This is a genomic window from Rathayibacter sp. AY1A3 (genome assembly GCF_002930975.1).
Lineage (GTDB): Bacteria > Actinomycetota > Actinomycetes > Actinomycetales > Microbacteriaceae > Rathayibacter.
In genome coordinates this window covers 17,904-41,550 of the sequence record NZ_PSTO01000019.1, presented here as the reverse complement: position 1 = coordinate 41,550, position 23,647 = coordinate 17,904, and the positions used below count along the sequence as shown (strand labels likewise).

Genomic DNA, 23,647 nt, shown 5'->3' with positions numbered 1-23,647 from the left:
TCGAGGCGGAGCGGATCGAGCGGCCCGTCGGGCCTAGAGAATCATAGATCATCGGGGAACAGGGGCGGCTGAGCCGCCGTCCCCCGGGGGTCGATGCCGAAGTGGCGGTAGGCGGCGGGGGTCGCCACGCGGCCGCGCGGCGTCCGGGTCAGCAATCCGATCCGCACGAGGAACGGCTCGACGACGGCCTCGACCGTCTCCGCCTCCTCCCCCACCGACACGGCGAGGGTGTTCAGGCCGACCGGCCCGCCGTCGAAGCGGGTCAGCACGATCTCCATCACCGCGCGGTCGAGCCGGTCGAGTCCGAGCGCGTCGACGTCGTAGAGCTCCAGCGCCGCGCGGACGGCGGTCACGTCGGCCCGTCCGCCGTGGACCAGGGCGAAGTCCCGCACCCGCCGGAGCAGGCGGTTGGCGATGCGCGGGGTGCCTCGGCAGCGGCCGGCGATCTCGGCGATCGCGTCCGCGTCGATGTCGAGCTCGAGCAGCCGTGCCGCCCGGGCGAGCACCTGCCGCAGCTCGTCCTCCGCGTAGAACTCGAGGTGCGCGGTGAAGCCGAAGCGGTCGCGGAGCGGATTGGGCAGCAGGCCGGAGCGGGTCGTGGCGCCGACGAGCGTGAACGGGGCGAGATCCAGCGGGACGGACGTCGCTCCCGCCCCCTTGCCGACCATGATGTCGATCCGGAAGTCCTCCATCGCGAGGTAGAGCATCTCCTCCGCGGAGCGCGCCATGCGGTGGATCTCGTCGATGAAGAGGATCTCGCCGGGCAGCAGCGAGGAGAGGACGGCGGCGAGGTCGCCCGCGTGCTGGATCGCGGGGCCGCTGGAGAGCCGCAGGGGCGAGGAGCTCTCCTCCGCCACGATCATCGCGAGGGTCGTCTTGCCGAGACCGGGCGGGCCCGCCAGCAGGATGTGGTCCGGGGTCCGGCCCTGCATGGCCGCGGCCTTGAGCAGCAGCTCGAGCTGGCCGCGCACCTTGCGCTGGCCGACGAACTCGCTGAGGTTCCTGGGCCGCAGGGCGCCCTCGAAGGCGACCTCGGCCTCCGATGCGACCTCGGCGCCCAGCACCTCGTCGCTCACGAGCGGGCCGCCGGACCGAGGCGGGCGAGGGCGAGCCGGAGCAGCGCCTGCACGTTCGCGGCGTCGGAGGCCTGCGCGTCGAGCAGGATCTCGTCGACCACATCGGCCGCGGTGCGCTCGGGCCAGCCCAGGCCGACGAGCGCCGCGAGCACGTTCTGCGCGGCGGTGGCGGCGGGACCGGAGCCGCGGGCGGCGCGCGGACGGACGGTCACCTTGCCGGCGAGGGACAGGATGATCAGCTTGGCCGTCTTCGGGCCGATGCCGCTGACCTTCCGGAACACCCCGTCGTCCTCGTCGGCGACCGCCTGCGCGATCCGGTCCGGCTCGACCGCGCCGAGAACGCCGAGGGCGGACTTCGGGCCGACGCCGGTCACGCCGATCAGCAGCTCGAAGATCTCGAGCTGCTCCTCGTCGGGGAAGCCGTAGAGGGTGAGCGAGTCCTCGCGGACGACGAGCACGGTACTGACCGTGGTCTCGTCGCCGACGCGCATCTCGAGCGCGTGCTGCGGGGTCACGTTCACCGCGTAGCCGACGCCGTGGACGTCGAGGACGGCGAGACTCCCGCGGGCGGAGAGGACGGTGCCGCGGAGGGAGGAGATCACCGCGTCAGTCTAGACGCTCGAACAGGCGTTCGACTCGCGGCCTCGGCGGCGCGCCACGCCCGCTGCGCTGCTGTGCCGCCCGCCGCTCCGTCGGCACCGGCTCCCGCCGACCCGGAGGAGGGCGCGAGAGGGGCCCGCCAAGCGTGGCAGACGGCCAGGGCGAGAGCGTCGGCCGCGTCGGCCGGCCGCGGCGGGGCGTCGAGCCGGAGGACGCGCTGGATCATCGCGGTGACCTGGCGCTTGTCCGCGGCTCCGTAGCCGGTGACGGCGGCCTTCACCTCGCTCGGCGTGTGCATCCCGACCGGGAGCCCGCGCCGGGCCGCCGCGACGAGGGCGACGCCGCTGATCTGCGCGATGCCCATCACGGTGCTGACGTTGTTCTGCGCGAAGACCCGCTCGATCGCGACGGCGTCGGGGCGGTGCTCGTCGAGCAGCGCCTCGAGCCCGTCGCCCAGGGCCAGCAGGCGGCGCTCCAGCGCGTCATCGGGCGGTGTCCGGAGGACCGTCACGTGCACGAGGGTCGCGCGGCGGTCGCGCGAGACGTCGACGATGCCGACGCCGCAGCGGGTGAGCCCGGGGTCGATCCCGAGGACGCGCATCAGGCCGCCCTCCAGGATCGGGCCGGGCTCACCGCGTCACTCCTCGTTCTCGAGCTCGGCGCGCACCTCTGCCGTGATGTCGAGGTTGGTGTAAACGTTCTGCACGTCGTCCGAGTCCTCGAGCGCGTCGATCAGGCGGAAGACCTTGCGAGCCGTCTCGGCGTCGGCCTCGACCTGGAGGGAGGCGACGAACTCGATGTCGGCGGAGTCGTAGTCGATGCCCGCCTCCTGCAGGGCCGAGCGGGCCGGGACGAGCTCGCTCGGCTCGACGCGGACCTCGAAGCTCTCGCCGTGGTCGAGCACGTCGTCGACACCGAAGTCGAGGACCGCGCCGAGCACGTCGTCCTCGGTGACGCTCTCTCCGTGGGGCACGGAGATGACGCCCTTGCGCGCGAAGTTGTAGGCGACGCTGCCCGGGTCGGCCATGGTGCCGCCGTTGCGGGTCATCGCGGTGCGGACGTCCGCCGCGGCGCGGTTCTTGTTGTCGGTGAGGCACTCGACGAGCAGGGCGATGCCGTTGGGGCCGTAGGCCTCGTACATGATCGTCGTGTAGTCGATGACCTCGCCGGTGAGGCCGGCGCCGCGCTTGATCGCGCGGTCGATGTTGTCGTTCGGCACCGAGGTCTTCTTCGCCTTCTGCACGGCGTCGACGAGCGTCGGGTTGCCGGAGAGGTCGGCGCCGCCGATCTTGGCGGCCACCTCGATGTTCTTGATCAGCTTGGCGAAGGACTTCGCGCGGCGCGAGTCCTTGATCGCCTTCTGGTGCTTGGTCGTGGCCCACTTGGAATGCCCGGACACGGTGCTCCCTCGGAAATCTCGTTGCGTGCGGCCCCCGAGGGCGCCGCTGATGGCAGGGGCCAGTCTATTCGAGAGCCGGTCCGCGCCCGTCTCGGCCCGAGCACCGAGCCTTCCGCGCCCGTCTCGCCGGAGACGAGCCGCCGTCTCGGCAGCCCCCGCACCGCCGAACGCACGATCCGCGTCCCAGCGGATCGCGCTAGGCGAACGCGACCCGCTCCACCCGTCCCGCCACCCCCGGAAGCCGACCGCGGCGAGCCGGGCAGGGACCGGCTCGCCACAAGCACAGCCGAACCAGTGATCCGCGTGCCAGCGGATCACTGTAGGCGGACGCGACCCGCTCCACCCGTCCCGCCATCTCCGGAAGCCGACCGCGGCGAGCCGGGCGAGGACCGGCTCGCTACTTGATCAGCCGCGACAGCAGCCGGTCGGCGAGGATCCTGCCGTCGGTCTGGCAGGTGGGGCAGTACTGGAGCGTGGAGTCGTGGAAGACCACCTGGCGGATCGTGTCGCCGCAGACGGGGCACGCCTCTCCTGTGCGGCCGTGGACGCGCATGCCGAGCTTCTTCTCGCGCTTGAGGTCGGCCGCGTGCAGGCCCTCGGCGCGGGCGAGCGCCTCCTCGAGTGTGTAGCGGAGGGCCGCGTAGAGGCGGTCCAGCTCGTCGGCGGTGAGCGCGGCGGGCTTGAAGGGCGACATGCGCGCCACGTGGAGGATCTCGTCGGAGTAGGCGTTGCCGATGCCGGCGATGCGGGACTGGTCGCGGAGGACGCCCTTCACCTGCGCCCGGCCCGCCGTGGCGAGGATCGCGCCGAGGATCTCCTCGGTGAACTCCGGGTCCAGCGGATCGGGACCCAGCCGGGCGACGCCCGGGACGTCGAGCGGATCGGCGACGATCGAGAGCGCGAGGCTCTTCTTGGTGCCGGCCTCCGTCACGTCGAATCCCGACCCGTCGTCGAGGACGAGCCGAGCGGCGAGCGGGCCCCGGCCGGGCTTCGCCGGAGCCGTCGGCCGCTCGGGCCGCCAGCGGACCCAGCCGGCGCGGGCGAGGTGCAGGAGGACGTGGGCCTCGCCGACTGCGATGTCGAGGAACTTGCCGTGCCGCGATACTCCGTGGACGGTCTCGCCGGACAGAGCCGACGGCGAGATGGCGACGGTCTTGAGGGCGGAGATCGCGAACACGTCGAGCCGCTCGAGGACGCGTCCGCCCAGGCGCGCGTCGAGATCGAGGGCGAGGGCCTGGACCTCGGGGAGTTCGGGCATGCGACCACCCTGGCCCGCGGGTCCCGCACCGTCCACCCCTGGCAGAGGGGACGGCAGCGGGTCAGTCGCCGAAGCGCGTCGCCGCGACCTTCCGCAGGAACAGCTCGTGGAACCGGTAGTCGCCGGTGATCTCGGGATGGAACGCCGTCCCGAGGAGGTTGCCCTGCTCGACCGCGACCACCCGCCCGTCGGCGACGCTGGCGAGCGCGGTCGCCCGCTCCCCCAGCTCCTCCACGACCGGTGCGCGGATGAAGACCGCGTGCACCGGCGGATCGCCGATGGCCGGCACGTCGAGATCGGTCTCGAAGGAGTCGAGCTGGTTGCCGAACGCGTTCCTCCGGACCGACACGTCCAGGCCGCCGAAGCTGCTCTGGCCGTCGATGCGGTCGAGGACCCGGTCGGCGAGCATGATCAGCCCGGCGCACGTCCCGTAGACGGGCATCCCCGCACTGATCGCCTCGACGACCGGCTCCGCGAGGCCGAAGAGTCGCGACAGCTTGTCCATCACCGTGGACTCGCCGCCCGGGATGACCAGCCCCGCGACGGTGGCGAGCTCCTCCGGGCGGCGCACGAGCACCACCTCGGCGCCCAGCTCGCGCAGGACGTGCGCGTGCTCGCGGAAGTCGCCCTGCAGCGCGAGGACGCCGACGCGGAGCCCCTCGAGCGACTCCCGCGTCGGTCCTGCGCCGGCGAGCGGCGCGTCGGCGCTACCAGCCACGCTCGGCGAGGCGGTGCGGCGCGGGCACGTCGGCCACGTTGATGCCGACCATCGCCTCGCCCAGGCCGCGCGAGGCCTCCGCGACGACCTTCGCGTCGTCGAAGAAGGTGGTCGCCTTCACGATCGCGGCCGCGCGCTTGGCGGGCTCGCCCGACTTGAAGACGCCGGAGCCGACGAACACGCCGTCGGCGCCCAGCTGCATCATCAGCGCCGCGTCGGCCGGGGTCGCGACCCCGCCGGCGGTGAAGAGGACGACGGGGAGCTTGCCGGTCCGGGCGATCTCGACGACCAGGTCGTAGGGGGCCTGCAGCTCCTTCGCGGCGACGTAGAGCTCGTCCTTGGTCATCGCCTTCAGGCGGTTGACCTCGCCGGAGATCGTGCGGATGTGCTTGGTCGCCTCGGAGACGTCGCCGGTGCCGGCCTCGCCCTTCGAGCGGATCATCGCTGCGCCCTCGGTGATGCGGCGCAGCGCCTCGCCCAGGTTGGTCGCTCCGCAGACGAAGGGGACGGTGAAGTTCCACTTGTCGATGTGGTTCACGTAGTCGGCGGGCGAGAGGACCTCGGACTCGTCGATGTAGTCGACGCCGAGCTCCTGCAGGATCTGCGCCTCGACGAAGTGGCCGATGCGCGCCTTCGCCATGACGGGGATCGACACGGCGGAGACGATGCCGTCGATCAGGTCGGGGTCGCTCATGCGTGCGACGCCGCCCTGCGAGCGGATGTCGGCGGGGACGCGCTCGAGCGCCATGACGGCGACCGCGCCGGCGTCCTCCGCGATGCGGGCCTGATCGGCGTCGACGACGTCCATGATGACGCCGCCCTTGAGCATCTCGGCGAGACCGCGCTTGACGCGGCTCGAGCCGAACTGCTCGGGAGCGGACGAGGACGGAGTGGTGGTGTCGGTCATGTTCGCGAGTCCTGTTCTGTGCGGCGACTTCCGCCGACGGCAGCTCCGAGTCTACGAGACGGCGCCCACCGTCCGCGGCGCTGGACAGGGGACCGGGCGGCGGTCTAGAGGCTCGGCCAGGCCGCCGCGAGGCTCGCCCGCACGTCGCCGAGCAGCTGCGGGAGCGCCTTCGTGCGGGCGATGATCGGGAAGAAGTTCGCGTCGGTCGCCCAGCGCGGAACCACGTGCTGGTGCAGGTGCGCGGCGATCCCCGCTCCCGCGACCGCGCCCTGGTTCATCCCGAGGTTGAAGCCGTCGTTGTTCGAGACCGAGCGGACGACGCGCATGGCCGTCTGCGTGAGCGCTCCGATCTCGGCCACTTCCTCGGGAGTGGCCTCGTCGTAGAGCGGGATGTGCCGGTACGGGCAGACCAGGAGGTGGCCGGAGTTGTACGGGAACAGGTTCAGCAGGACGTAGGCGTGCTCCCCGCGGGCGACGATGAGGGCCTCCTCGTCGCTCAGCGTCGGCGCCACGCAGAAGGGGCAGTCGTCGGCTCCGGGCTGCCCCTTCTGGATGTAGACCATCCGGTGCGGCGTCCACAGGCGCTGGAACTCGTCGGGAACCCCGGCGAGGTGCGCCGAGCCCTCCGCTCCCTCGGGCACGCAGCCGTCGCTCACGCTCAGACCTGCGCCTTCGAGGCGACGGCCTCGCGGATGCGCGCGACGGCGTCGGCGACCGGGATCCCGTTCTCCTGCGTGCCGTCGCGGAAGCGGAAGCTGACGGCTCCGGCGTCGCGGTCCTTCTCCCCCACGATCATCTGGAAGGGCACCTTCTGCAGCGTGGCGTTGCGGATCTTCTTCTGCATCCGGTCGCTGGAATAGTCGATCTCGGCGCGGATGCCCGACCGCTTGAGCTCGCCGACGACCTCCTCGAGGTAGGGCAGGTACTCGTCGGCGATCGGGATGCCCACGACCTGGACCGGCGACAGCCAGACCGGGAACGCCCCGGCGTAGTGCTCGGTGAGGATCGCGAAGAAGCGCTCGATGGAGCCGAAGAGCGCACGGTGGATCATCACGGGCCGCTTCTTCGAGCCGTCCGAGGCCGTGTACTCGAGCTCGAAGCGCTCGGGCTGGTTGAAGTCGAGCTGGATGGTCGACATCTGCCAGGTGCGGCCGATGGCGTCGCGCGCCTGCACCGAGATCTTCGGACCGTAGAACGCCGCTCCTCCCGGATCCGGCACCAGCTCGAGACCGGAGGCGACGGCGACCGCGCGCAGCGACTCGATCGCCTCCTCCCACTGCTCGGGCGCACCGACGAACTTCGGGTTGCCCTCCTCGTTCGTGGACAGCTCGAGGTAGAAGTCGTCGAGGCCGTAGTCGCGCAGCACCTGCAGCACGAACTCGAGGTTGCGGGTCAGCTCGGCCGACACGTCCTCCTGCGCGACGTAGATGTGGGCGTCGTCCTGGGTCAGGCCGCGCACGCGGGTGAGGCCCTGCAGGGTGCCGCTCTTCTCGTAGCGGTACACGGTGCCGAACTCGGCCAGGCGCAGCGGGAGCTCGCGGTAGCTGCGGCCGCGCGAGCGGAAGATCAGGTTGTGGAACGGGCAGTTCATGGGCTTGAGGTAGTAGTCCTGGCCCTGGCGGGTGACGTTGCCGTCCTCGTCCTGCAGCTCGTCGAGGTGCATCGGGGGGAACATCCCCTCGGAGTACCACTGCAGGTGCCCGCTCGTGAGGAACAGGTCGCCCTTGGTGATGTGCGGCGTGTAGACGAGCTCGTAGTCGTGGGCGAGCAGCTGCTCGCGCATGTACTGCTCGATCTCGTAGCGGATGATCCCGCCCTTGGGGTGGAAGACCGCGAGGCCGGAGCCGATCTCGTCCGGGAAGGAGAACAGGTCGAGCTCGTGGCCGAGCTTGCGGTGGTCGCGGCGCGCCGCCTCCTCGAGGCGGGCCTGGTGCTCGCGCAACTCGTCCTTCGTGGGCCACGCGGTGCCGTAGACGCGCTGCAGCTGCGGGTTCTTCTCCGAGCCGCGCCAGTAGGCGGCAGCGTTGCGGGTCAGGGCGTAGCCGTTGCCGATCATGCGGGTGTTGGGCAGATGCGGGCCGCGGCAGAGGTCCTTCCAGACCGTCTCGCCGGAACGCGGGTCGACGTTGTCGTAGATGGTGAGCTCGGCGCCGCCGACCTCGACGCTCTCGTCCTCGGCTCCCCCGCCCTTGATCCCGATCAGCTCGAGCTTGTAGGGCTCGCCGGCGAGCTCGGCGCGCGCCTCCTCCTCGGAGACGACGCGGCGCACGAACCGCTGGCCCTGGCGGACGATGCGGTCCATCGCCTTCTCGAGCGCCTTCATCGCCTCGGGCGTGAAGGGCTCCTCGACGTCGAAGTCGTAGTAGAAGCCGTCGGTGACGGGCGGGCCGATGCCCAGCTTCGCCTCCGGGTTGATCTGCTGCACCGCCTGTGCGAGCACGTGGGCCGCGGAGTGGCGGAGGATGTTCAGCCCGTCCGGCGAGGAGATGAGCACCGGCTCGATGCGGTCGCCCGGCACGACGTCGGCGGCGAGATCCTTGAGCTCCCCGTTGACGCGGATCGCGACCACGGCCCGGTCGGTGAAGTGCGTGAATCCCGTGCCCGCCTCGGTGACGACCGAGTGGGACTCGTTCTCTGCGGGATTCGACGGTTCGTTCGACACGTGCGGGCACTCCTCGGGCTCGGTTGACCCCTCGACTGTAGTCGGCGGCGGCCTCTACCCGAGCGCGTCGCGCACGCGGGCGTCGAGCGCGCGCAGAGCGGAGGCGAGCTCGTCCCGGTCGGCGCCGGGGAGCACGAGCGAGCTGCGCTCGAGCTGGTGCAGGAGGACCTCCTCCAGGCCGGGCGGCAGGGAGTCCACGGCGAGCGCCCCCTCGAGTGCGGCGAGCACGGCGACGACGGCCACCGCGTCGCGTGCCGCGAGTCTGCGTGCGCTGATCTCCATGCGTCTCCGTCCGTGTCGTCCGACCCCGTCACCCTGCCGACAGGACGTGCCCCGGAGAGGGGCGCGGGGGCGACCGGTGCGCAATCCGTCCAGGTGGCATCCTGGTCCGATGGGTGCCGGTCCTGCGCTGCAGCGCTTCACGCGCTCCGGGGCCGACCTGGAGGAGGCGCGGCGCTTCTACTCGGACGGCTACGGCGGGTCGGGATTCCGGACGGAACCGGTCGAGCGGCCCTTCTCCTTCCGCTACGACGTCTCCGGGAGCGAGGGCGTGAGCCTGCGGACGTCGGTGTTCCGGGGCTCCGTGTCCGGGGGGCTGCGTCCGGAGGGCGAGTACGTCGTCTCGTGGTTCCTCTCCGGCACGAGCGTGGTGGACCCGGAGGGCGATCGGATCGTCCACCTGCCGGGGCGGCCGGTCGTGTTCCCCAGCGCGCGTCCGTTCGAGTTCGTCAGCCGCGACTTCCAGCAGCGGCTCGTGCACGTGGCCGCCGGCCTCCTCGAGCAGGTCGCGTCCGAGGCCGGCGACGGCGTGCCGCTGCCGCTCGTCTTCGACCACCGCTCGATCGCCTCCGCGTCGGCACTCCCGGGCTGGTGGCGGGCGGTCGACGACTTCGCGGGCGTCCTGCGGTCGGGCCGCGAGGCGACCGCGCTGCAGCTCGTGGCGGCGGAGCGCGGCGTCGCTCTGCACCTGCTCGCGACCTTCGCGCACCGGCCGGTCGTCGTTCCGGCGCAGGTGCTGCGGCCGGGGCTCGAGCACCTGCTGCGTGCCGCCGAGTTCCTGCACGCGTTCGCCGCGTCGCCCGTCACCGTGTCCGACATCGCGACAGCGGCGGGGCTCACTCCGCGGGCGCTGCAGGCCGCGTTCCGGAGGCACTTCGGCGACACTCCGCTCGGCTACCTGCGCGGCGTGCGTCTCGACCGGGCGCGCGTCGAGCTGCGCGAGGGCGCTCCGGGCGAGGAGACCGTGCGCGCCGTCTCCGCGCGCTGGGGCTTCCTCAACCAGGGCCGCTTCTCGGGGGCGTACCACCGCCGCTTCGGCGAGTACCCGGTGGAGACCCTGCGCCGCTGACGCTCAGGCGCCGGGAGCGAGATCGCGGGCGTAGCAGACCGAGTGCTCGGACCCGATGTAGGCGCCGAACGGCGGGATGGAGTGGTAGCCCTCCCGGAGGTAGAACCGCATCGCGTCGGGCTGGAGCGTCCCGGTCTCCAGCACCAGGCGCGTCGTGCCCAGAGCGGCCGCCCGCGCCTCGAGCGCGCGCAGGACGGCCGTGGCCGCTCCGGTGCCGCGGGCGGCGCGGTCGGCGAACATCCGCTTCACCTCGATCGCCCCCGGTCCGAGGACGTCGTCGTCGAGAGGCCGCAGTCCGCCGCAGGCCACCGCCGTGCCGCTCGCGTCGCGGGCGACGAGGAAGACGGGCACGTCGTCGGCCGAGGGCGGCGTGCCGGGCTCGTGGTCGTCGTTGCCGTAGCGCTCGTCGAGCTCGCGCCGCTGCGCGTCGCGCAGACGCTCGGCGTCCGGGTGGGTCCACGCCACCTCGTCGATGGTCCAGCTCATGAGGGCTCCTCCCGGCCGCGCGACGGGCACGGCCGAGGCCATTCTGCCGCGCCCGCCCCCTCCGGCCGGCCCGGTGGCAACCCCTTCCGCGCCGGGCCGCAGCGGGCGTCGACTGGAGGCCCACCGACGAAAGGACTCACCGTGCTCTCCGACTCCCCCATCGGCCCCGTTCTGCTCTCCCGCGACCTCGCCGCCTCCCGCGCCTTCTATGCCGGCTCCCTGGGACTGGAGGTCCTCGAGGAGAGCGAGTCGGCGATCGCCTACTCCTGCGGCGGCACCCGGCTCACCGTCACCGCCAGCACCACGGGCTCGAAGGACGAGCAGACCAAGGCCGCCTGGCGGGTGGCCGACCTGCGCGCCGAGCTGGACGCGCTGGCGACTCGGGGCGTGGCTCCGGAGGACTACGACAGCGACGAGCTGCGCACCGAGAACGGCGTGGCCGACCGCGGCAGCGTCTGGGCGGCCTGGATCCTCGATCCCGACGGGAACGCGCTCGGCATCGAGCAGCCCAAGAGCTGATCGGCGCCGCTCTAGACTCGCCCCATGCCCGACGACTCCGCTCCGCTGCCCGCGCCCGGGTGGTACCCGCACCCGGCCGACCTCGGCTCGGAGCTCTACTGGGACGGGGCGGCGTGGACCAACCGGTCCCGCCCGTCCTCCTCGGCGCCCGCTCCCGCCTACGGCACGCCCCCGGGCGCTCCGGAGCAGGAGCTGTTCGCCTATCCGTCCGTCCTGTCCTCCGCGGCCGGCCGCAACCCGATGGCGATCGCGAGCCTCGTGCTCGGCGTCCTGAGCCTGCTGATCAATCCGCTGCTGATCCCCTCGATACTCGCCATCGTCTTCTCAGCGAAGGGCCGGGCGGCCGCACCGGTCGTCGGAGGCGGTCGCGGGCTCGCGACGGCAGGACTCGTCACCGGGATCCTCGGTCTGGTGTCGGGCGTCTTCACCATCGTCGGCAACCTCTCGGCCGGGGTCCCCGGCCTGGCCGGCTGACCGGGGTGCCGCGGCCCTCGACGCCCCGATGACCGCGCGCCGGAGCGCTCCCTGGCTCCTCGTCGTGGCGGTCGCCCTGGTCGCGCTGGTCCTGCGCGGTCCGATCGTCGCCGTCGCGCCGATCATCGACGCGGTGCGCGAGGACCTCGCGCTGTCCGCGGGCCAGGCGGGGATCCTCACCAGCATCCCCGTGCTCTGCTTCGCCCTGGCGACTCCGCTCGCCCTCCTGGTGATCCGCCGCGCGGGAACCGACGCCGCCGTGACCGTCACGGTGATCGGCGTCGCGCTCGGCACGATCGTCCGCTCGATCGGCGACGTGGGACCGGCCGTGGCGGGCACGATCCTGATCGGCGTCTCCATCACGATCGGCAACGTCGTCCTCCCCGTCGTGATCCGGCGGGACGTCGCTCCCGAGCGCGTCGACCTCACGACGGGCGTCTACACCGCGGCCCTCAACATCGGCTCGACGATCACCTCGCTCGGCACCGCTCCGCTCGCTCTGGCGCTCGGCTGGCGCGGCGCCCTGCTCGTCTGGCTCGCCCTCAACGCCCTCGCTCTGGCCGGCTGGCTCGTGGCCGTGGGGCCTCGGGCGGCCCTGCGTCCGACTCCCCGCCCGGCCCGCGCCGACCGCGCACCGGCCGCACCGGCTCCGCGGATCTTCCGGAGCGCGACCGTGCTGGCGCTCGCGCTCTGCTTCTCGAGCCAGGCGTTCTCGTACTACGGAGTGACGGCGTGGCTCCCCTCGCTGCTCGTCGACCGCAACGGCTTCTCGATCGCGACCGCGGGCGCGAGCGCCTCCGTGTTCCAGCTCGCCGCGGTCGCCGGCGCCCTCGGCGTCCCGCTCCTGGTCCGGAGGCTCGGACCGCTGGGGAGCATCGTGCTCGTCGGCCTCCTCTGGTGCACGGTGCCGGCGGGGCTGCTGCTCGCGCCGCAGCTCTGGGCGCTCTGGTGCGTGCTGGGCGGCGCGGCCCAGGGCGGAGGATTCACGGTGGTCTTCGTGCTCGTCGTGCGGCTCTCCCGCTCCGACGCCCACGCGTCGCGGCTCTCGGCCACGGTGCAGGGGATCGGCTACGCCGTGGCCGCCACCGCCCCGACCGTCATCGGCTTCGCGCACGACGCGAGCGGCGGTTGGGAGGCTCCCCTGCTGACCGTCCTCGCCGCGACCTGCTCCTTCCTCCTCTTCGGCACCCTCGCCGCCGCGCGCCAGCGCCGGGCCTGACTCGCGACACGACCGGCCGCGCCGTCAAGGGGGCCGTCCGACGACTGTCGGCCCCGTAGCGTGTCCGCATGGCCGAGCAGAGCACGACCCGCGAGAAGACAGCGCCCGATCCCGACGATTCCCGGAAGCCCGACGACGTCACCGACATCACCAAGCGCTCCTGGTTCTACGTCCTCAAGAAGACGGCCCGCGAGTTCGGCGCCGACCAGTGCACCGACCTCGCCGCCGCGCTCACCTACTACGCCGTGCTCGCGCTCTTCCCCGCCCTGCTCGCGATCGTGTCCGTGCTGGGGCTCTTCGGCCAGGCGCAGGCCACCACCGATCTGGTGCTCGACCTGATCGGGAACCTCGCGTCGAGCGAGGTCGTCGACCTGCTGCGCGACCCGATCCAGGCGCTGACCAGCTCCTCCGCCGCGGGTCTCGCCTTCGTGACCGGTGTCGTCGGAGCGATCTGGTCCGCCTCCGGCTACGTCGGCGCCTTCGGCCGCGCGATGAACCGCGTCTACCAGATCGACGAGGGGCGCCCCTTCTGGAAGCTCCGCCCGACGATGCTCGGCGTGACCGTGGTGACGGTCGTCCTGATCGTGATCGCGGCGCTCATCCTGGTGCTCAGCGGACCGGTCGCGACCGCCGTCGGCGACGTCGTGGGCCTCGGGCCCGCCGCCCTCACCGTGTGGAACATCGCGAAATGGCCGGTGCTCGTGGTCATCGCGATCGTGATCGTCGCGATCCTGTACTACTGGGCGCCCAACATCCGCCAGCCGAAGTTCCGCTGGATCAGCATCGGATCGATCGTCGCCCTGGCGATCTGGCTGATCGCCTCGACCGGCTTCGCGTTCTACGTGGCCAACTTCTCCAACTACAACAAGACCTACGGCTCGCTCGGCGCGGTGATCGTCTTCCTCCTCTGGATCTGGATCACCAACATCGCCCTGCTCTTCGGCGCGGAGTTCGACGCCGAGCTCGAGCGCGGACGCGAGCTGCAGGCGGGCATCGAGGCGGAGGAGACCATCCAGCTCCCCCCGCGCGACACCGCCGCGAGCGACAAGAAGGCGGCCGTGCACGAGAAGGACGTCCGCGACGGACGCTGGCTGCGCCTGGCGAGCGAGAACCGCAGCGGCGAGGGCGCGGCCCAGGACGACGAGGCCGCGAAGAAGAAATGACTCAGGACTCGGACGACCAGAGCGCGCGGTAGTAGGCCGCGCGCTCGTCGTCCGGATCCGCTCCGTACTCCGCGAGGAGCAGCGGGGTGTGGCCGGGGCCGTAGTTCCAGCCGAGGCTGACCGCGGCGACCGCCAGATCCGCCCAGCGGTCGCCCACGCCCAGGTCGCCGACGTCGACCGTGCCGCTCCAGCGTCCGTCGTCGTCGACCAGCGTGTTCGGAGCGCACGCGTCGCCGTGCACCACGACGGGGTCCACGAGCTCCGGAGCCGCGCCGAGCGCCGACGGCCGGCGCGCGAACCAGGAGTCGCCGCGCAGCTCCTCGGGCACCGCGTCGACGGGGAGCGCGTGGACCGCCCGCAGGCCGGCCGCGATCGCGCGGACGGCCTCCTCCGGCCGGGCGGTCCACTTCGGATCGACGGCGCTCTGCCCGGGCAGCGGTGCGGTGAGGAGCCACTGCCCCTCCTCGTCCTCGCCCGCCTCCAGGATCCGGGGCGCGTCGATCCGCCCCTCCAGCCAGCGCAGACGCGCGATCTCGCGACTGAGGTCGACGCCCGTGGACCGGGGATTCCACTTCAGGTACCCGGCGTCCACGCGGAAGGTCAGCCCGTCGAGCTCGTTGCGCCAGACGAGCGCCGGATCGGTGCCGCCGTTCAGGCGCCTCGCCGGCGACGGGATCCGGACGCCCTCGAGCGAGGACTGCCGTGCGAGGTCGGGACCGCTCATGCCTCCAGGGTAGGCGCCCCGATCCTGAGAGGATCCGCATGCCGCGGACCGCGCCACCCGCCTCCTCCGAGCAGCGCGCCCTTACCCTGACGGGCGTGCCGGAGCAGCCGCCCGGCGCGATCCGGTGACGAGGGAGCCCCCGTGACGCAGAGCGACGACGACCGCGGGCCCGTGCAGCCCGACTTCTCGAAGGAGCAGGAGGGCTACCGTCCCGGCCTCAAGCCCCGGCAGCTGCAGATGATCGCCATCGGCGGCGCGATCGGCACCGGCCTCTTCCTCGGCGCGGGCGGGCGACTCGCCACCGCCGGTCCCTCGCTCGTCGTCGTGTACGCGGTCTGCGGCGTCTTCGCCTACCTGATCCTCCGCGCGCTGGGCGAGCTGGTCCTGCACCGGCCGAGCTCGGGCTCCTTCATCTCCTACGCCCGCGAGTTCCTGGGCGAGAAGGCCGCCTTCGTCGCCGGATGGATGTACTTCCTGAACTGGGCGATGACCGCGATCGCCGACGTCACCGCGGTGGCCCTGTACGTGAAGTACTGGTCGCTCTTCTCCTCCGTGCCCCAGTGGCTCCTCGCACTCATCGCCCTGGTCGTCGTGCTCTCGCTGAACCTCGTCTCGGTCAAGGTCTTCGGGGAGCTGGAGTTCTGGTTCGCGCTCATCAAGGTCACGGCGCTGGTGGTCTTCCTGGTGATCGGCGTCGTCGTGCTCGCCGCGGGCTGGCCGCTGCAGTCCGGCGGCGTCGCCGTGGACCCCGGGATCAGCCTCTGGAACGACAACGGCGGCATCCTGCCCGGCGGCCTGATCGCCAGCGTCCTGGTCGTCCAGGGCGTGGTGTTCGCCTACTCCGGAGTCGAGCTGGTCGGCACGGCGGCGGGCGAGACCGCGGAGCCGGCGAAGGTCATCCCGCGGGCGATCAACTCGGTCATCCTGCGCATCGCCGTCTTCTACGTCGGCTCGGTGCTGCTGCTGACGCTGCTGCTGCCCTACACGGCCTACTCGAAGGGCGAGAGCCCGTTCGTCACGTTCTTCAGCTCGCTGGGCGACGGCTCCTCGGGCGAGATCGCCGGATCGATCATGAACTTCGTCGTGCTGACGGCCGCGCTCTCCAGCATCAACGCCGGGCTCTACTCGACCGGCCGCATCCTCCGCTCCATGGCGCTCAACGGCTCCGCCCCCGCCTTCACCGGCCGGATGAACAAGCAGGGCGTCCCCTACGGCGGCATCCTGCTCACGGCGAGCATCACCCTGATCGGGATCGTGCTGAACCTCTTCGTGCCGTCCGAGGCCTTCGAGATCGTCCTCAACGTCTCGGCGCTGGGCATCGTCACGGGCTGGGGCATGATCGTCCTCTGCCAGATGCAGCTGCAGCGCTGGGCGGCCCAGGGGCGCCTGGAGCGCCCGTCCTTCCGGATGCCCGGCGCCCCGGTGACCTCGTGGCTCACCCTGGCGTTCCTGGTGATCGTGGTGGTCCTCATCGCCGTCGACTTCCCAACCGGCACCTGGACCGTGGGGATCGTCGCGGTGGTCGGCGTGCCCGCCCTGATCGTGGGCTGGCACGTCGCGAAGCCGCGCATCCTGGCGATCGCGTCCGCCCGGGACGGCTTCACCGGCGCCCACCCCGTGATCGCCGCCCGTCCGGCCTCCGAGGCCAAGCGCGACGAGAACGAGCGGCGCCGCGAGTAGGGCGGGTCAGCGCCGGCGGAGGTAGCGCAGGAGCAGCGTGTCGCCGGCGCTGAGCACGTGCGCCAGGTGCTGCGGGCGCGGTCCGGGGACGTCGCCGCGGGCGAGCCTCCCGGAGTCCCCCGCCTCGAGCGTCGGAGCGACGGTCAGGCAGAGCTCGTCGACGGCGTCCGCGGCGAGGAGGGTCCCGAGCAGCGACGGACCGCCCTCGCAGTGGATCCTGCCGAGCCCCCGCTCCGCGAGCTGCGCCCGCATCCGCGTCGCGTCGAGCTCTGCGTCGCCGCAGACGAGCACGTCGGCGACCTCGGCGAGCTCCGCGCGGCGGCGGGCCGGCGAGGAGCCGGTGGTCACGACGATCGGGCGCACCGGCGCCTCGGTGAAGATCCGCGAGGCGGGATCGAGGTCGAGCGACCCCGAGACGATCGCGAAGACGGGCTGCGGGGCGAGCCCGGTGCCGAGCCGGGCCCGCACGGACTCGTCGCTCAGCACCATCGGGCCGTAGCCCTCGGTCCGCACCGTGCCGGCCGCGACGAGCACGACGTCGGCGAGCCGGCGGAGCAGATCGAACACGCGCAGGTCCGCCGCGCCCCCGAGATCGCCCGAGACGCCGTCACGGGTGATCGCTCCGTCGACGCTCGCGACGAAGTTGACCCGGAGCCACTGCTCGCCGGCCCCGTCCGCGTAGAGGGCCAGCAGAGCCTCGTCGGACAGGTCCTGCTCGGCCGGCGACAGGCCGTCGATGCGGGCGCTCACGCCGCCGGCTCCACGTTGTGGCGGAGGAAGGCGGGCGCCCGCCAGCCCAGCACCGCCTCCGTCATCCGCACGGCGTCCACCGCCTGGCGCACGTCGTGCATGCGCACGATCCGCGCACCGTTCAGGATGCAGATCACCGCGGCGGCGAGGGAGCCCTCGAGGCGCTCCCCCTGCGGCCGGTCCAGCGCCTCGCCGATGAAGTCCTTGTTGGACACCGCGGCGAGCACCGGGAAGCCGAGCGCGGCCACCTCGCCCAGCCGGCGGGTGAGCTCGAGCGTGTGCAGGGTGTTCTTGTTCAGGTCGTGACCCGGATCGACGATGATCCTCCCGGCAGGCACTCCACCCGAGAGCGCGCGATCGACGCGGCTCCGCAGATGGTCGACCACGGTCGCCACGACGTCGTCGTACTCGGGTCTCTCCGGCTCGCTGCGGGGGGCGCCCACGCTGTGGGTGATGACGAGCTGGGCGGAGGAGGAGGCGACGACCTCGAGCATCCGGGGGTCGTGCAGCCCGCTCGTGTCGTTGATGACGGAGGCGCCCGCGGCGATGCTCGCGCGCGCGACCTCGGCGCTCGTCGTGTCCACCGAGACGACCACGTCGCTCCGCTCCGCGATGCCCGCCACGACGGGGACGACCCGGTCGAGCTCCTCCTGGAGCGTGACGGCGGGGCCGCGGCCGAACGGCACTCCGCCGATGTCGACCCAGTCGGCGCCGAGCTCCGCGGCGCGCACGGCGGCCGCGATGGCGCTGTCCAGGGCGAAGGTGGAGCCCTTGTCGTAGAAGGAGTCGGGCGTGCGGTTCACGACCGCCATCACGGCCACCTGCCGCTCGAAGTCGAACTCTCGTCCGCCGATGTGCCGCGTGGTCATGGGCGCGTCCCTCCCGCTCGGAGCGCCGGGAGAAGGCCGGCGCCGCTCACCCTAGACGAGCGGAGTCGGCGGAGGCTGGAGCGGGCCGCCCTCGAGCAGCGCCTGGAAGAGGACGTGGTCCTGCCACTCCCCGGCGATCCGCAGGTAGCGCCGCGCGACGCCGATCCGCTCGAAGCCGTTGCGCTGCAGCACGGTCTGCGATCCGACGTTGTGGAGGAGCGTCCCGGCCTGCACGCGGTGCAGCCCCAGATCCTCCCGTGCGGTGCGCAGGACGGCTCCGACCGCGCGGGTCATCACGCCGCGGCCCTCCAGACCGCTGTCGAGCCAGTAGCCGAGCTCGCCGCTGTCGAAGGCGCCGCGGACGATGTTCGCGAGGGTCAGCCGACCGACGATCACGCCGCCCGAGTCGAGGACGAGCGGGAGCACGCTGCCGGCCCGGTGCGCGGCGAGCGCGTCGGCGACGGCATCGGTCTGGCCCCCTGCCTCGAAGAAGCGGGTCGAGCGCGTCGGCTCCCAGGGCGCGAGGTGCCGGCGGTTGCGCCGGTACGCGGCGGCGAGGGCCGGTCCGTCGTCCCGCGAGACGAGCCGCAGGAGGGTGCCCTGGTCGTCGACGGGGATCGGGGCGGGCATCCTGCGAGGGTAGCGCCGGAGCCGGGAACGACAGAACCCCCGGCCAGGGGCCGGGGGTTCTCGTGGTGGGCGATACTGGGATCGAACCAGTGACCTCTTCCGTGTCAGGGAAGCGCGCTACCGCTGCGCCAATCGCCCGTTGCTCCGTGCGGAGCGCCTCGTTCGGTGAACGATCGAGGTGGATACGGGATTCGAACCCGTGTATACGGCTTTGCAGGCCGCTGCCTCGCCTCTCGGCCAATCCACCGTGTACGGGATTCGGTGTCGGCGGCCCGAGGGCCGACCAGGTGGGAGGCACCCGAGGGTGCCGTCCCGATGACGCCGGTCCGAGGACCGGTGTTCGAGCGGATGACGAGATTCGAACTCGCGACCCTCACCTTGGCAAGGTGATGCGCTACCGCTGCGCCACATCCGCATGTAGGTCGTACTGGTGTTGCCGTCTTGCGTGTCGTGCTGTCGTGCTGCCTGTCCGGCGCTTTCGCTGCCCGGCTCGACCTAGAAGAATGTATACGACAGCGGCGCCGGAATCCAAATCGAGCGGACGCCGATCCCGCCGCTCGGAGTCCGATCCGCGTCTTTCCGCGCGAAACCGGCTCGTCGCCGTCCGTTCACCCGGGCGTGGCGGGCGTCGGCGGTGCATCCGGGCCCCGCGGATCCGCTACGATCGTCTCTCGGGTCGTCCAGCACGTCCCCCAGGGCGATTGGCGCAGTTGGTAGCGCGCTTCCTTCACACGGAAGAGGTCATCGGTTCGAGTCCGGTATCGCCCACCCTCACCCCCGGTCCGTGCTCACGCACTCGGCCGGGGGTTCTCTCGTGCCGCCGCGGCCGTCCTCCGTCGTCGCAGCGCCCAGTCGAAGGAGCCGACCCGCGATGATGGGCCGCTCGCACGCCGTCTCCGGTGCGCTCGCCTGGGCCGTCGCCGCCTCCGTGCCCGCCGTCGCCGGGCCCCTCGGCCTCGCGGGTCTCCCGCTGGACCTCCGGCTGGTCGGCCTCGGAGTCGCCGCCGGCTGGGCCCTGGTGCCCGACGCGGACCACGCGAGCGCGACCGTCTCCCGCTCGGCGCCGGGCGCCTCCCTGCTCACCGCGACCGCGGGCCGGATCAGCGGAGGGCACCGGCACGGGATGCACTCGCTGCTCGCGGTCGCCGTCGTCTGGTACCTGGTGCCGGTGCTCACGGCGCTGCGCTTCCCGGTGCCGGTCGTCGGTCCCGTCGCCGTGGCCGCTGTGCTCACGCTGCCCGCCCTCGCCTTCGCCGCGAAGGCCGTCCGGGCCGCCCCCTCCTGGCGCATCGCCTGGGCCGGGGCGACGGTCGTCACGGTCCTGCTCGTCGCGCTCGCCGACGGCACCTGGGCGTGGCTCCGGGTCGCCGCGACGCTGGGCTACCTCGTGCACGTGGCCGGCGACGCCCTCACGACCGGCGGGATCAACTGGCTGTGGCCGCTGCGCGTGCGCCTGCCGCGGCGCCTGCGCCGGACACCGCTGCGCCACGTCTGGACCACCGGCGGCTACGCCGCGCTGCCCGTGCTGGGCTCCGCCGGGTCCTGGCGCGAGACGGTCCTCTACTGGCTGATGTCCGCGGCGACGATCGTGCTCACCGCCTCGATGATCACGGCCGAGCTGCTGTAGCCCGGGGGCCCTCCTCAGAAGACCTTCCCCGGGTTCATGATCCCCAGCGGGTCGAACACGGCCTTGATCCCGCGCTGGAGCGCCAGCGAGTCCTCGCCCAGCTCCTCCGCCAGCCAGCGCCGCTTGAGCAGTCCCACGCCGTGCTCGCCCGTGAGCGTGCCGCCGAGGGCCAGGGCCGTGCGGAAGAGCTCCGCCGCGGCGCCCCAGACGTGCTCCCCCACGGGTCCGTCCCCCGCGGGCAGCACGAAGTTCGGATGGAGGTTCCCGTCCCCCGCGTGGGCGACGGTGGGGATGCTGAGCCCCGTCCGCTCCTCGATGCCGCGGATCGCCGCGAACATCGCCGGCAGCGCGGAGCGGGGCACGCAGACGTCCTCGATCAGCACCCGGCCCTCCGCCTCGAGCGCCGGGTGGAAGGCCCGGCGGACGGCCAGCAGAGCCTCGCCCTCGGCCGGGTCCTCGGTCGCCTCGGCGGCGCCCCCGGAGGCGGTCACGATCTCGAGGACGCGCTGCGACTCCTCCGCCGCTCCTCCGCCGTCCGTCTGGACGAGGAGGTAGGCGGCACCGCGGTCCAGGGCCGCTCCGGTGTAGCGCGAGATCGCGGCGAGCGCCGCCTCGTCCATCAGCTCCATCACCGCGGGACGGAGCCGCGCGGCGGTGATCGCGGCGGAGGCGGCGGCCGCGGCGACGACGCTCGGGAAGTACGCGCCGACCGTGACCACGCGCCCGGTCGGGATCGGGCGGAGCTTCACGGTGGCCTCCACGATGACGCCCAGCGTCCCCTCGGAGCCGGTCAGGAGCGCGGTGAGGTCGTACCCGGTGACTCCCTTCACGCTGCGGCGGCCGGTGCGGAGCAGGCGTCCGTCGGGGAGGACGACTGTCAACCCGAGCACCGCCTCGCGGGTCACGCCGTACTTGGCGCACAGCAGCCCCCCGGCGTTCGTCGCGATGTTGCCGCCGATGCTCGAGATCGCGCGGCTCGCGGGGTCGGGCGAGAAGACGAGGCCGTGCGGAGCGACGGCGTCCGACAGCGCCTGATTGATGACCCCGGGCTCGACCACCGCCAGCTCGTCCTCGAGCGACACCTCGAGGATGCGGTCCATGGCGGCGGTCGAGAGGACGAGCGCTCCCTCGCTCGCCACTCCCCCGGCAGCGAGGCCCGTTCCCGCTCCGCGCGGCACGACCGAGAGCCGGTGCTCCGTCGCTATGCGCAGCGCCGCCTGCACGTCCTCGACCGAGCGGGCAGCGACGAGCGCGAGCGCGCGACCCGGTGCGGAGAAGCCCGACTTGTCGGTGTGCACGGCCTCGAACCCGGGGCCCTCGGTCAGGACCGCGTCGCCGAGCGCGTCGCGCAGCTGTCGGAGGATCTCGTGGTCGTGCATGGTTCACTCCGTGCGGTCGCGGGCGGGTCCTGCCGATCCTTCCACGGGCGCGGGGCAGGATGGCGGGATGACCGGAGAGACGCGATGGCCGCGGTGACGAGCGCGGGGATCCTGCTGCACCGCGAGGGCCCCTCCGGCACCGAGGTGTTCCTCGGGCGGATGGGCGGCCCCTTCTGGACCCGGCGCCCCCGCGCGTGGACGATCCCGAAGGGCGTGCACACGGGCGACGAGACGCCGCTGGACGCCGCGCGCCGCGAGTTCGAGGAGGAGACCGGCGCTCCTCCGCCCGAAGGGGAGCTGACCCTCCTCGGCGCGTTCCGGCAGAGCGCGGCCAAGACCGTCACGGTCTTCGCCGGGCGCGGACACGCGGACACCGCCTTCGTCGCGAGCAACACCTTCGAGCTGGAGTGGCCGCGGGGCTCCGGCGTGCTGCGCAGCTTCCCCGAGCTGGAGGACGCCCGGTGGCACCCGCTCGACGAGGCCCGCTCGCTGGTGGTGGCCGGGCAGGTCGCCGCCCTCGACGCGCTGGCCGAACTGCTGGCGGATCCGGACGGCGGGGACCGGGCCGGCACCGCCCCCTAGTCCGCGGTCGCGTAGACCCGCAGGCCCAGCGGCACGATCCGCACCACGGCCTCGTCGAATCCGTCGCGGGAGCCGTCGAAGCGCTCGGTCTCGCCGTCGTGCGCCCACTCGGGGTCGTCCCCCGCGGGTCGGCGCGCGCCGACGGTGATCTCCGGCGTCGAGAACGACTCCACCACCGGTGCCCGCCAGCCGGGCACACGGCCGACCACCGGGGTCGCCGTACGGCCGAGCAGGAGCGAGAACGCTCCCCGGGTGCGAGGAGTCCGTCCTGAGTGCAGGATGCGCACGTCGAGGTGGCCGTCGTCGAGCCGACGCCGGGCGAGCGGGGCGGCCGTGCGCGGGTGCTCCTGGTTCACCCCGACGAAGTACGACCAGACGAGCTGCGTGCGCCCGTCGCGCCGGAGCTCGAACGGATCGGTGCGCCGCACGACCGAGAGGGCCGCGATCACGGCGGCGAGCGGCTTCCCGATCCGCTTCTCGCGCTTCTCGCGGGCCGCGACGAACTCCGGGTAGACGCCGATCGAGACCGTGTTGAGCACCGTGACCGGGTCTCCCCCGTCCGCGACGACCTCGGCCACGTCGACGTCGCGGCGCTCGCCGATCGTCGCCGCGTCGAGCGCGTCCTGGACGGTGAGCAGCCCCAGCGCCTTCGCGAAGTGGTTCATGGTCCCGCCCGGCAGCACGAGCAGCGTCATCCCCTCGGCGCGGGCGAGAGCGGCACCGACCGACATGGTCCCGTCCCCGCCGTAGATCCCGAGCACCCGGGGCGGAGAGTCCCCCGAGCGCGCCTCGCGCACCACGTCGGCGAGGTCCTCCCCCTCGGTCAGCCGGTGCACGCGCGCCTTCGGGAACCGGGCTCGGACCAGCGGCTCGGGATCGGGGCGGTGCGAGTCCCGGCCCGCGCCGGGGTTGAGGACCACGAGGAGGGCGGCGCCGTCCCCCAGCGGGCTGCGGTCGACGGGGGGCCGGGTCGCGCGCTCCGAGACGGGCACGTGGCGCGGCTCGGCCGGCAGGACGGCTCGGCCGACGACCGCGACCGCCGCGCCGAGCGCCGCGCCGCCGAGGACGTCCGAGAGCCAGTGGACGCCGACGTGCAGGCGGGAGAAGGCCACGGCGGCGGCGAGCGGGGCGACCGCCGCCCCCACTCGGGGCGACTCGAGCGCGACCCCGGCGGCGAAGGCAGCGGCGCTCGCCGCGTGCCCCGAGGGGAAGGACGCCGACGTCGGCACCGTCGCCAGGCGCCGGCCGACCGGGACGTCGACGAGGAGCGGCCGGTCGCCGCCGAACACGCGCTTGCCGACCAGGTTCGCGAGCGCGCTGGCCGCGGCAAGCGACGCGGTCCCCCGCAGAGCCTCGCGGGGACGGCCCGCCAGGAGCAGCAGGACGCCGACGCCGGCCCAGAGGACTCCGTGGTCCGCGGCCCGGGAGAGCCCCACGAGCGCCCCGTCGACGACGGGCGACGGGCGACGGGCGTTCAGCCGCCGGGCCGCACGAGCGTCCGCCCGGCGCACGACGCGCGGGACGGTGACGAGTCGGCGGAGCAGGACGGACGGGGGTCGGGTTCCGCGGAGGGCCAT

The 23,647-nt window shown here is 73.0% G+C and carries 25 protein-coding genes and 4 tRNA genes; 9 read left to right on the top strand and 20 right to left on the bottom strand.

Features of this window, described 5'->3' with window-relative positions; all coding sequences use genetic code 11:
- Positions 1 to 41 precede the first annotated feature (41 nt).
- The 10 genes from ruvB to C5C10_RS10495 form a co-directional block, all read right to left on the bottom strand.
- Positions 42 to 1,076, bottom strand: a complete 1,035-nt coding sequence (ruvB, locus tag C5C10_RS10540) for a Holliday junction branch migration DNA helicase RuvB (protein WP_104224769.1) — start codon at positions 1,074 to 1,076, stop codon at positions 42 to 44.
- Positions 1,073 to 1,678 (bottom strand): Holliday junction branch migration protein RuvA, encoded by a 606-nt coding sequence (gene ruvA, locus C5C10_RS10535; RefSeq protein WP_104225337.1) that lies wholly within the window; start codon positions 1,676 to 1,678, stop codon positions 1,073 to 1,075. Before ruvA ends, ruvB begins: the two co-directional genes overlap by 4 nt.
- A complete protein-coding gene (gene ruvC / locus C5C10_RS10530; RefSeq protein WP_104225338.1) occupies positions 1,675 to 2,277 on the bottom strand; it encodes a crossover junction endodeoxyribonuclease RuvC in 603 nt (200 codons plus the stop codon). Before ruvC ends, ruvA begins: the two co-directional genes overlap by 4 nt.
- Before the next feature lie 36 nt (positions 2,278 to 2,313).
- A complete protein-coding gene (locus C5C10_RS10525) occupies positions 2,314 to 3,075 on the bottom strand; it encodes a YebC/PmpR family DNA-binding transcriptional regulator (protein ID WP_104224772.1) in 762 nt (253 codons plus the stop codon).
- A 397-nt stretch (positions 3,076 to 3,472) separates the two neighbouring features.
- A complete protein-coding gene (locus tag C5C10_RS10520; RefSeq protein WP_104329195.1) occupies positions 3,473 to 4,333 on the bottom strand; it encodes an Fpg/Nei family DNA glycosylase in 861 nt (286 codons plus the stop codon).
- Positions 4,334 to 4,394: 61 nt separating this feature from the next.
- Positions 4,395 to 5,051, bottom strand: coding sequence for a pyridoxal 5'-phosphate synthase glutaminase subunit PdxT (gene pdxT, locus C5C10_RS10515; protein WP_104256164.1), 657 nt, complete (start codon positions 5,049 to 5,051; stop codon positions 4,395 to 4,397).
- Positions 5,041 to 5,958 (bottom strand): pyridoxal 5'-phosphate synthase lyase subunit PdxS, encoded by a 918-nt coding sequence (gene pdxS / locus C5C10_RS10510; protein ID WP_104224629.1) that lies wholly within the window; start codon positions 5,956 to 5,958, stop codon positions 5,041 to 5,043. The genes pdxT and pdxS overlap by 11 nt, the downstream gene beginning before the upstream one ends.
- A gap of 104 nt (positions 5,959 to 6,062) precedes the next feature.
- Complete coding sequence (locus C5C10_RS10505) at positions 6,063 to 6,614, bottom strand: HIT domain-containing protein (protein ID WP_244230646.1); 552 nt, start codon at positions 6,612 to 6,614, stop codon at positions 6,063 to 6,065.
- 2 nt (positions 6,615 to 6,616) lie between these two features.
- The gene (gene thrS / locus C5C10_RS10500) at positions 6,617 to 8,527 is read right to left on the bottom strand and encodes a threonine--tRNA ligase (protein ID WP_244230674.1); all 1,911 of its coding nucleotides are present in this window, start codon (positions 8,525 to 8,527) and stop codon (positions 6,617 to 6,619) included.
- Between the two features lie 147 nt (positions 8,528 to 8,674).
- The gene (locus C5C10_RS10495) at positions 8,675 to 8,902 is read right to left on the bottom strand and encodes a hypothetical protein (protein WP_104261680.1); all 228 of its coding nucleotides are present in this window, start codon (positions 8,900 to 8,902) and stop codon (positions 8,675 to 8,677) included.
- Positions 8,903 to 9,011: 109 nt separating this feature from the next.
- Between C5C10_RS10495 and C5C10_RS10490 the strand changes: the two genes are divergently transcribed.
- On the top strand, positions 9,012 to 9,968 hold the full coding sequence (locus tag C5C10_RS10490; RefSeq protein ID WP_219813252.1) for an AraC family transcriptional regulator: 957 nt from the start codon (positions 9,012 to 9,014) through the stop codon (positions 9,966 to 9,968).
- A gap of 3 nt (positions 9,969 to 9,971) precedes the next feature.
- On the opposite strand, the gene C5C10_RS10485 is transcribed toward C5C10_RS10490, so the two are convergent.
- Entirely contained in the window at positions 9,972 to 10,454 is a 483-nt protein-coding gene (locus C5C10_RS10485; RefSeq protein ID WP_104329194.1) for a GNAT family N-acetyltransferase, read from the bottom strand.
- A 141-nt stretch (positions 10,455 to 10,595) separates the two neighbouring features.
- Between C5C10_RS10485 and C5C10_RS17840 the strand changes: the two genes are divergently transcribed.
- The 4 genes from C5C10_RS17840 (at position 10,596) to C5C10_RS10465 (ending at position 13,829) form a co-directional block, all read left to right on the top strand.
- Positions 10,596 to 10,973, top strand: coding sequence for a VOC family protein (locus C5C10_RS17840; RefSeq protein ID WP_104283707.1), 378 nt, complete (start codon positions 10,596 to 10,598; stop codon positions 10,971 to 10,973).
- 24 nt (positions 10,974 to 10,997) lie between these two features.
- Positions 10,998 to 11,447 carry a DUF2510 domain-containing protein gene (locus C5C10_RS10475; protein ID WP_104329193.1) on the top strand — a complete coding sequence of 150 codons (450 nt, stop codon included), beginning with the start codon at positions 10,998 to 11,000 and terminating at the stop codon, positions 11,445 to 11,447.
- Positions 11,448 to 11,475: 28 nt separating this feature from the next.
- Positions 11,476 to 12,666 carry a CynX/NimT family MFS transporter gene (locus C5C10_RS10470; RefSeq protein ID WP_104329192.1) on the top strand — a complete coding sequence of 397 codons (1,191 nt, stop codon included), beginning with the start codon at positions 11,476 to 11,478 and terminating at the stop codon, positions 12,664 to 12,666.
- A gap of 68 nt (positions 12,667 to 12,734) precedes the next feature.
- Positions 12,735 to 13,829, top strand: a complete 1,095-nt coding sequence (locus tag C5C10_RS10465) for a YihY/virulence factor BrkB family protein (protein ID WP_104329191.1) — start codon at positions 12,735 to 12,737, stop codon at positions 13,827 to 13,829.
- Between the two features lies 1 nt (position 13,830).
- Here C5C10_RS10465 and C5C10_RS10460 read toward each other — a convergent pair whose 3' ends face one another.
- Positions 13,831 to 14,553 (bottom strand): aminoglycoside 3'-phosphotransferase, encoded by a 723-nt coding sequence (locus C5C10_RS10460; protein WP_104329190.1) that lies wholly within the window; start codon positions 14,551 to 14,553, stop codon positions 13,831 to 13,833.
- A 141-nt stretch (positions 14,554 to 14,694) separates the two neighbouring features.
- On the opposite strand from C5C10_RS10460, the gene C5C10_RS10455 reads away from it, so the two are divergent.
- Positions 14,695 to 16,233, top strand: a complete 1,539-nt coding sequence (locus C5C10_RS10455) for an amino acid permease (RefSeq protein WP_258060542.1) — start codon at positions 14,695 to 14,697, stop codon at positions 16,231 to 16,233.
- A 6-nt stretch (positions 16,234 to 16,239) separates the two neighbouring features.
- On the opposite strand, the gene C5C10_RS10450 is transcribed toward C5C10_RS10455, so the two are convergent.
- The 6 genes from C5C10_RS10450 to C5C10_RS10425 all read right to left on the bottom strand — a co-directional run bounded on the left by C5C10_RS10450 (position 16,240) and on the right by C5C10_RS10425 (position 18,897).
- Positions 16,240 to 16,983, bottom strand: a complete 744-nt coding sequence (locus C5C10_RS10450; RefSeq protein WP_104329189.1) for a pyrimidine reductase family protein — start codon at positions 16,981 to 16,983, stop codon at positions 16,240 to 16,242.
- Positions 16,980 to 17,852 (bottom strand): dihydropteroate synthase, encoded by an 873-nt coding sequence (folP, locus tag C5C10_RS10445; protein ID WP_104224638.1) that lies wholly within the window; start codon positions 17,850 to 17,852, stop codon positions 16,980 to 16,982. The genes C5C10_RS10450 and folP overlap by 4 nt, the downstream gene beginning before the upstream one ends.
- 51 nt (positions 17,853 to 17,903) lie before the next feature.
- Positions 17,904 to 18,482, bottom strand: coding sequence for a GNAT family N-acetyltransferase (locus C5C10_RS10440; RefSeq protein WP_104329188.1), 579 nt, complete (start codon positions 18,480 to 18,482; stop codon positions 17,904 to 17,906).
- A gap of 63 nt (positions 18,483 to 18,545) precedes the next feature.
- Positions 18,546 to 18,620, bottom strand: a tRNA-Val gene (locus tag C5C10_RS10435).
- Between the two features lie 38 nt (positions 18,621 to 18,658).
- Positions 18,659 to 18,729 (bottom strand) — tRNA-Cys (locus tag C5C10_RS10430).
- A gap of 96 nt (positions 18,730 to 18,825) precedes the next feature.
- Positions 18,826 to 18,897, bottom strand: a tRNA-Gly gene (locus tag C5C10_RS10425).
- A gap of 280 nt (positions 18,898 to 19,177) precedes the next feature.
- Between C5C10_RS10425 and C5C10_RS10420 the strand changes: the two genes are divergently transcribed.
- Positions 19,178 to 19,250: transfer RNA gene (locus tag C5C10_RS10420), tRNA-Val, on the top strand.
- 103 nt (positions 19,251 to 19,353) lie between these two features.
- Positions 19,354 to 20,109: a metal-dependent hydrolase gene (locus tag C5C10_RS10415; protein WP_104269509.1), complete on the top strand. Its 756-nt coding sequence runs from the start codon at positions 19,354 to 19,356 to the stop codon at positions 20,107 to 20,109.
- A gap of 14 nt (positions 20,110 to 20,123) precedes the next feature.
- On the opposite strand, the gene C5C10_RS10410 is transcribed toward C5C10_RS10415, so the two are convergent.
- Positions 20,124 to 21,488 (bottom strand): FAD-binding oxidoreductase, encoded by a 1,365-nt coding sequence (locus tag C5C10_RS10410; protein WP_104329187.1) that lies wholly within the window; start codon positions 21,486 to 21,488, stop codon positions 20,124 to 20,126.
- Between the two features lie 84 nt (positions 21,489 to 21,572).
- Here C5C10_RS10410 and C5C10_RS10405 point away from each other — a divergent pair, with 84 nt between their 5' ends.
- Positions 21,573 to 22,070, top strand: a complete 498-nt coding sequence (locus C5C10_RS10405; RefSeq protein WP_104329186.1) for an NUDIX domain-containing protein — start codon at positions 21,573 to 21,575, stop codon at positions 22,068 to 22,070.
- Here C5C10_RS10405 and C5C10_RS10400 read toward each other — a convergent pair.
- Positions 22,067 to 23,647, bottom strand: coding sequence for a bifunctional phosphatase PAP2/diacylglycerol kinase family protein (locus tag C5C10_RS10400; RefSeq protein WP_104239316.1), 1,581 nt, complete (start codon positions 23,645 to 23,647; stop codon positions 22,067 to 22,069). The two genes, C5C10_RS10405 and C5C10_RS10400, sit on opposite strands and share 4 nt — an antisense overlap.

Coding starts and splice junctions, on each gene's coding strand:
- C5C10_RS10460 (WP_104329190.1), bottom strand. CDS start 14,553: ATGAGCGGTCCCGACCTCGCACGGCAGTCCTCGCTCGAGGGCGTCCGG.
- C5C10_RS10405 (WP_104329186.1), top strand. CDS start 21,573: ATGGCCGCGGTGACGAGCGCGGGGATCCTGCTGCACCGCGAGGGCCCC.
- pdxS (WP_104224629.1), bottom strand. CDS start 5,958: ATGACCGACACCACCACTCCGTCCTCGTCCGCTCCCGAGCAGTTCGGC.
- C5C10_RS10490 (WP_219813252.1), top strand. CDS start 9,012: ATGGGTGCCGGTCCTGCGCTGCAGCGCTTCACGCGCTCCGGGGCCGAC.
- C5C10_RS10470 (WP_104329192.1), top strand. CDS start 11,476: ATGACCGCGCGCCGGAGCGCTCCCTGGCTCCTCGTCGTGGCGGTCGCC.
- folP (WP_104224638.1), bottom strand. CDS start 17,852: ATGACCACGCGGCACATCGGCGGACGAGAGTTCGACTTCGAGCGGCAG.
- C5C10_RS10475 (WP_104329193.1), top strand. CDS start 10,998: ATGCCCGACGACTCCGCTCCGCTGCCCGCGCCCGGGTGGTACCCGCAC.
- C5C10_RS10410 (WP_104329187.1), bottom strand. CDS start 21,488: ATGCACGACCACGAGATCCTCCGACAGCTGCGCGACGCGCTCGGCGAC.
- C5C10_RS10415 (WP_104269509.1), top strand. CDS start 19,354: ATGATGGGCCGCTCGCACGCCGTCTCCGGTGCGCTCGCCTGGGCCGTC.
- C5C10_RS10520 (WP_104329195.1), bottom strand. CDS start 4,333: ATGCCCGAACTCCCCGAGGTCCAGGCCCTCGCCCTCGATCTCGACGCG.
- C5C10_RS10495 (WP_104261680.1), bottom strand. CDS start 8,902: ATGGAGATCAGCGCACGCAGACTCGCGGCACGCGACGCGGTGGCCGTC.
- C5C10_RS10485 (WP_104329194.1), bottom strand. CDS start 10,454: ATGAGCTGGACCATCGACGAGGTGGCGTGGACCCACCCGGACGCCGAG.
- C5C10_RS10400 (WP_104239316.1), bottom strand. CDS start 23,647: ATGGCCCTCCGCGGAACCCGACCCCCGTCCGTCCTGCTCCGCCGACTC.
- C5C10_RS10465 (WP_104329191.1), top strand. CDS start 12,735: ATGGCCGAGCAGAGCACGACCCGCGAGAAGACAGCGCCCGATCCCGAC.
- C5C10_RS10440 (WP_104329188.1), bottom strand. CDS start 18,482: ATGCCCGCCCCGATCCCCGTCGACGACCAGGGCACCCTCCTGCGGCTC.
- ruvC (WP_104225338.1), bottom strand. CDS start 2,277: ATGCGCGTCCTCGGGATCGACCCCGGGCTCACCCGCTGCGGCGTCGGC.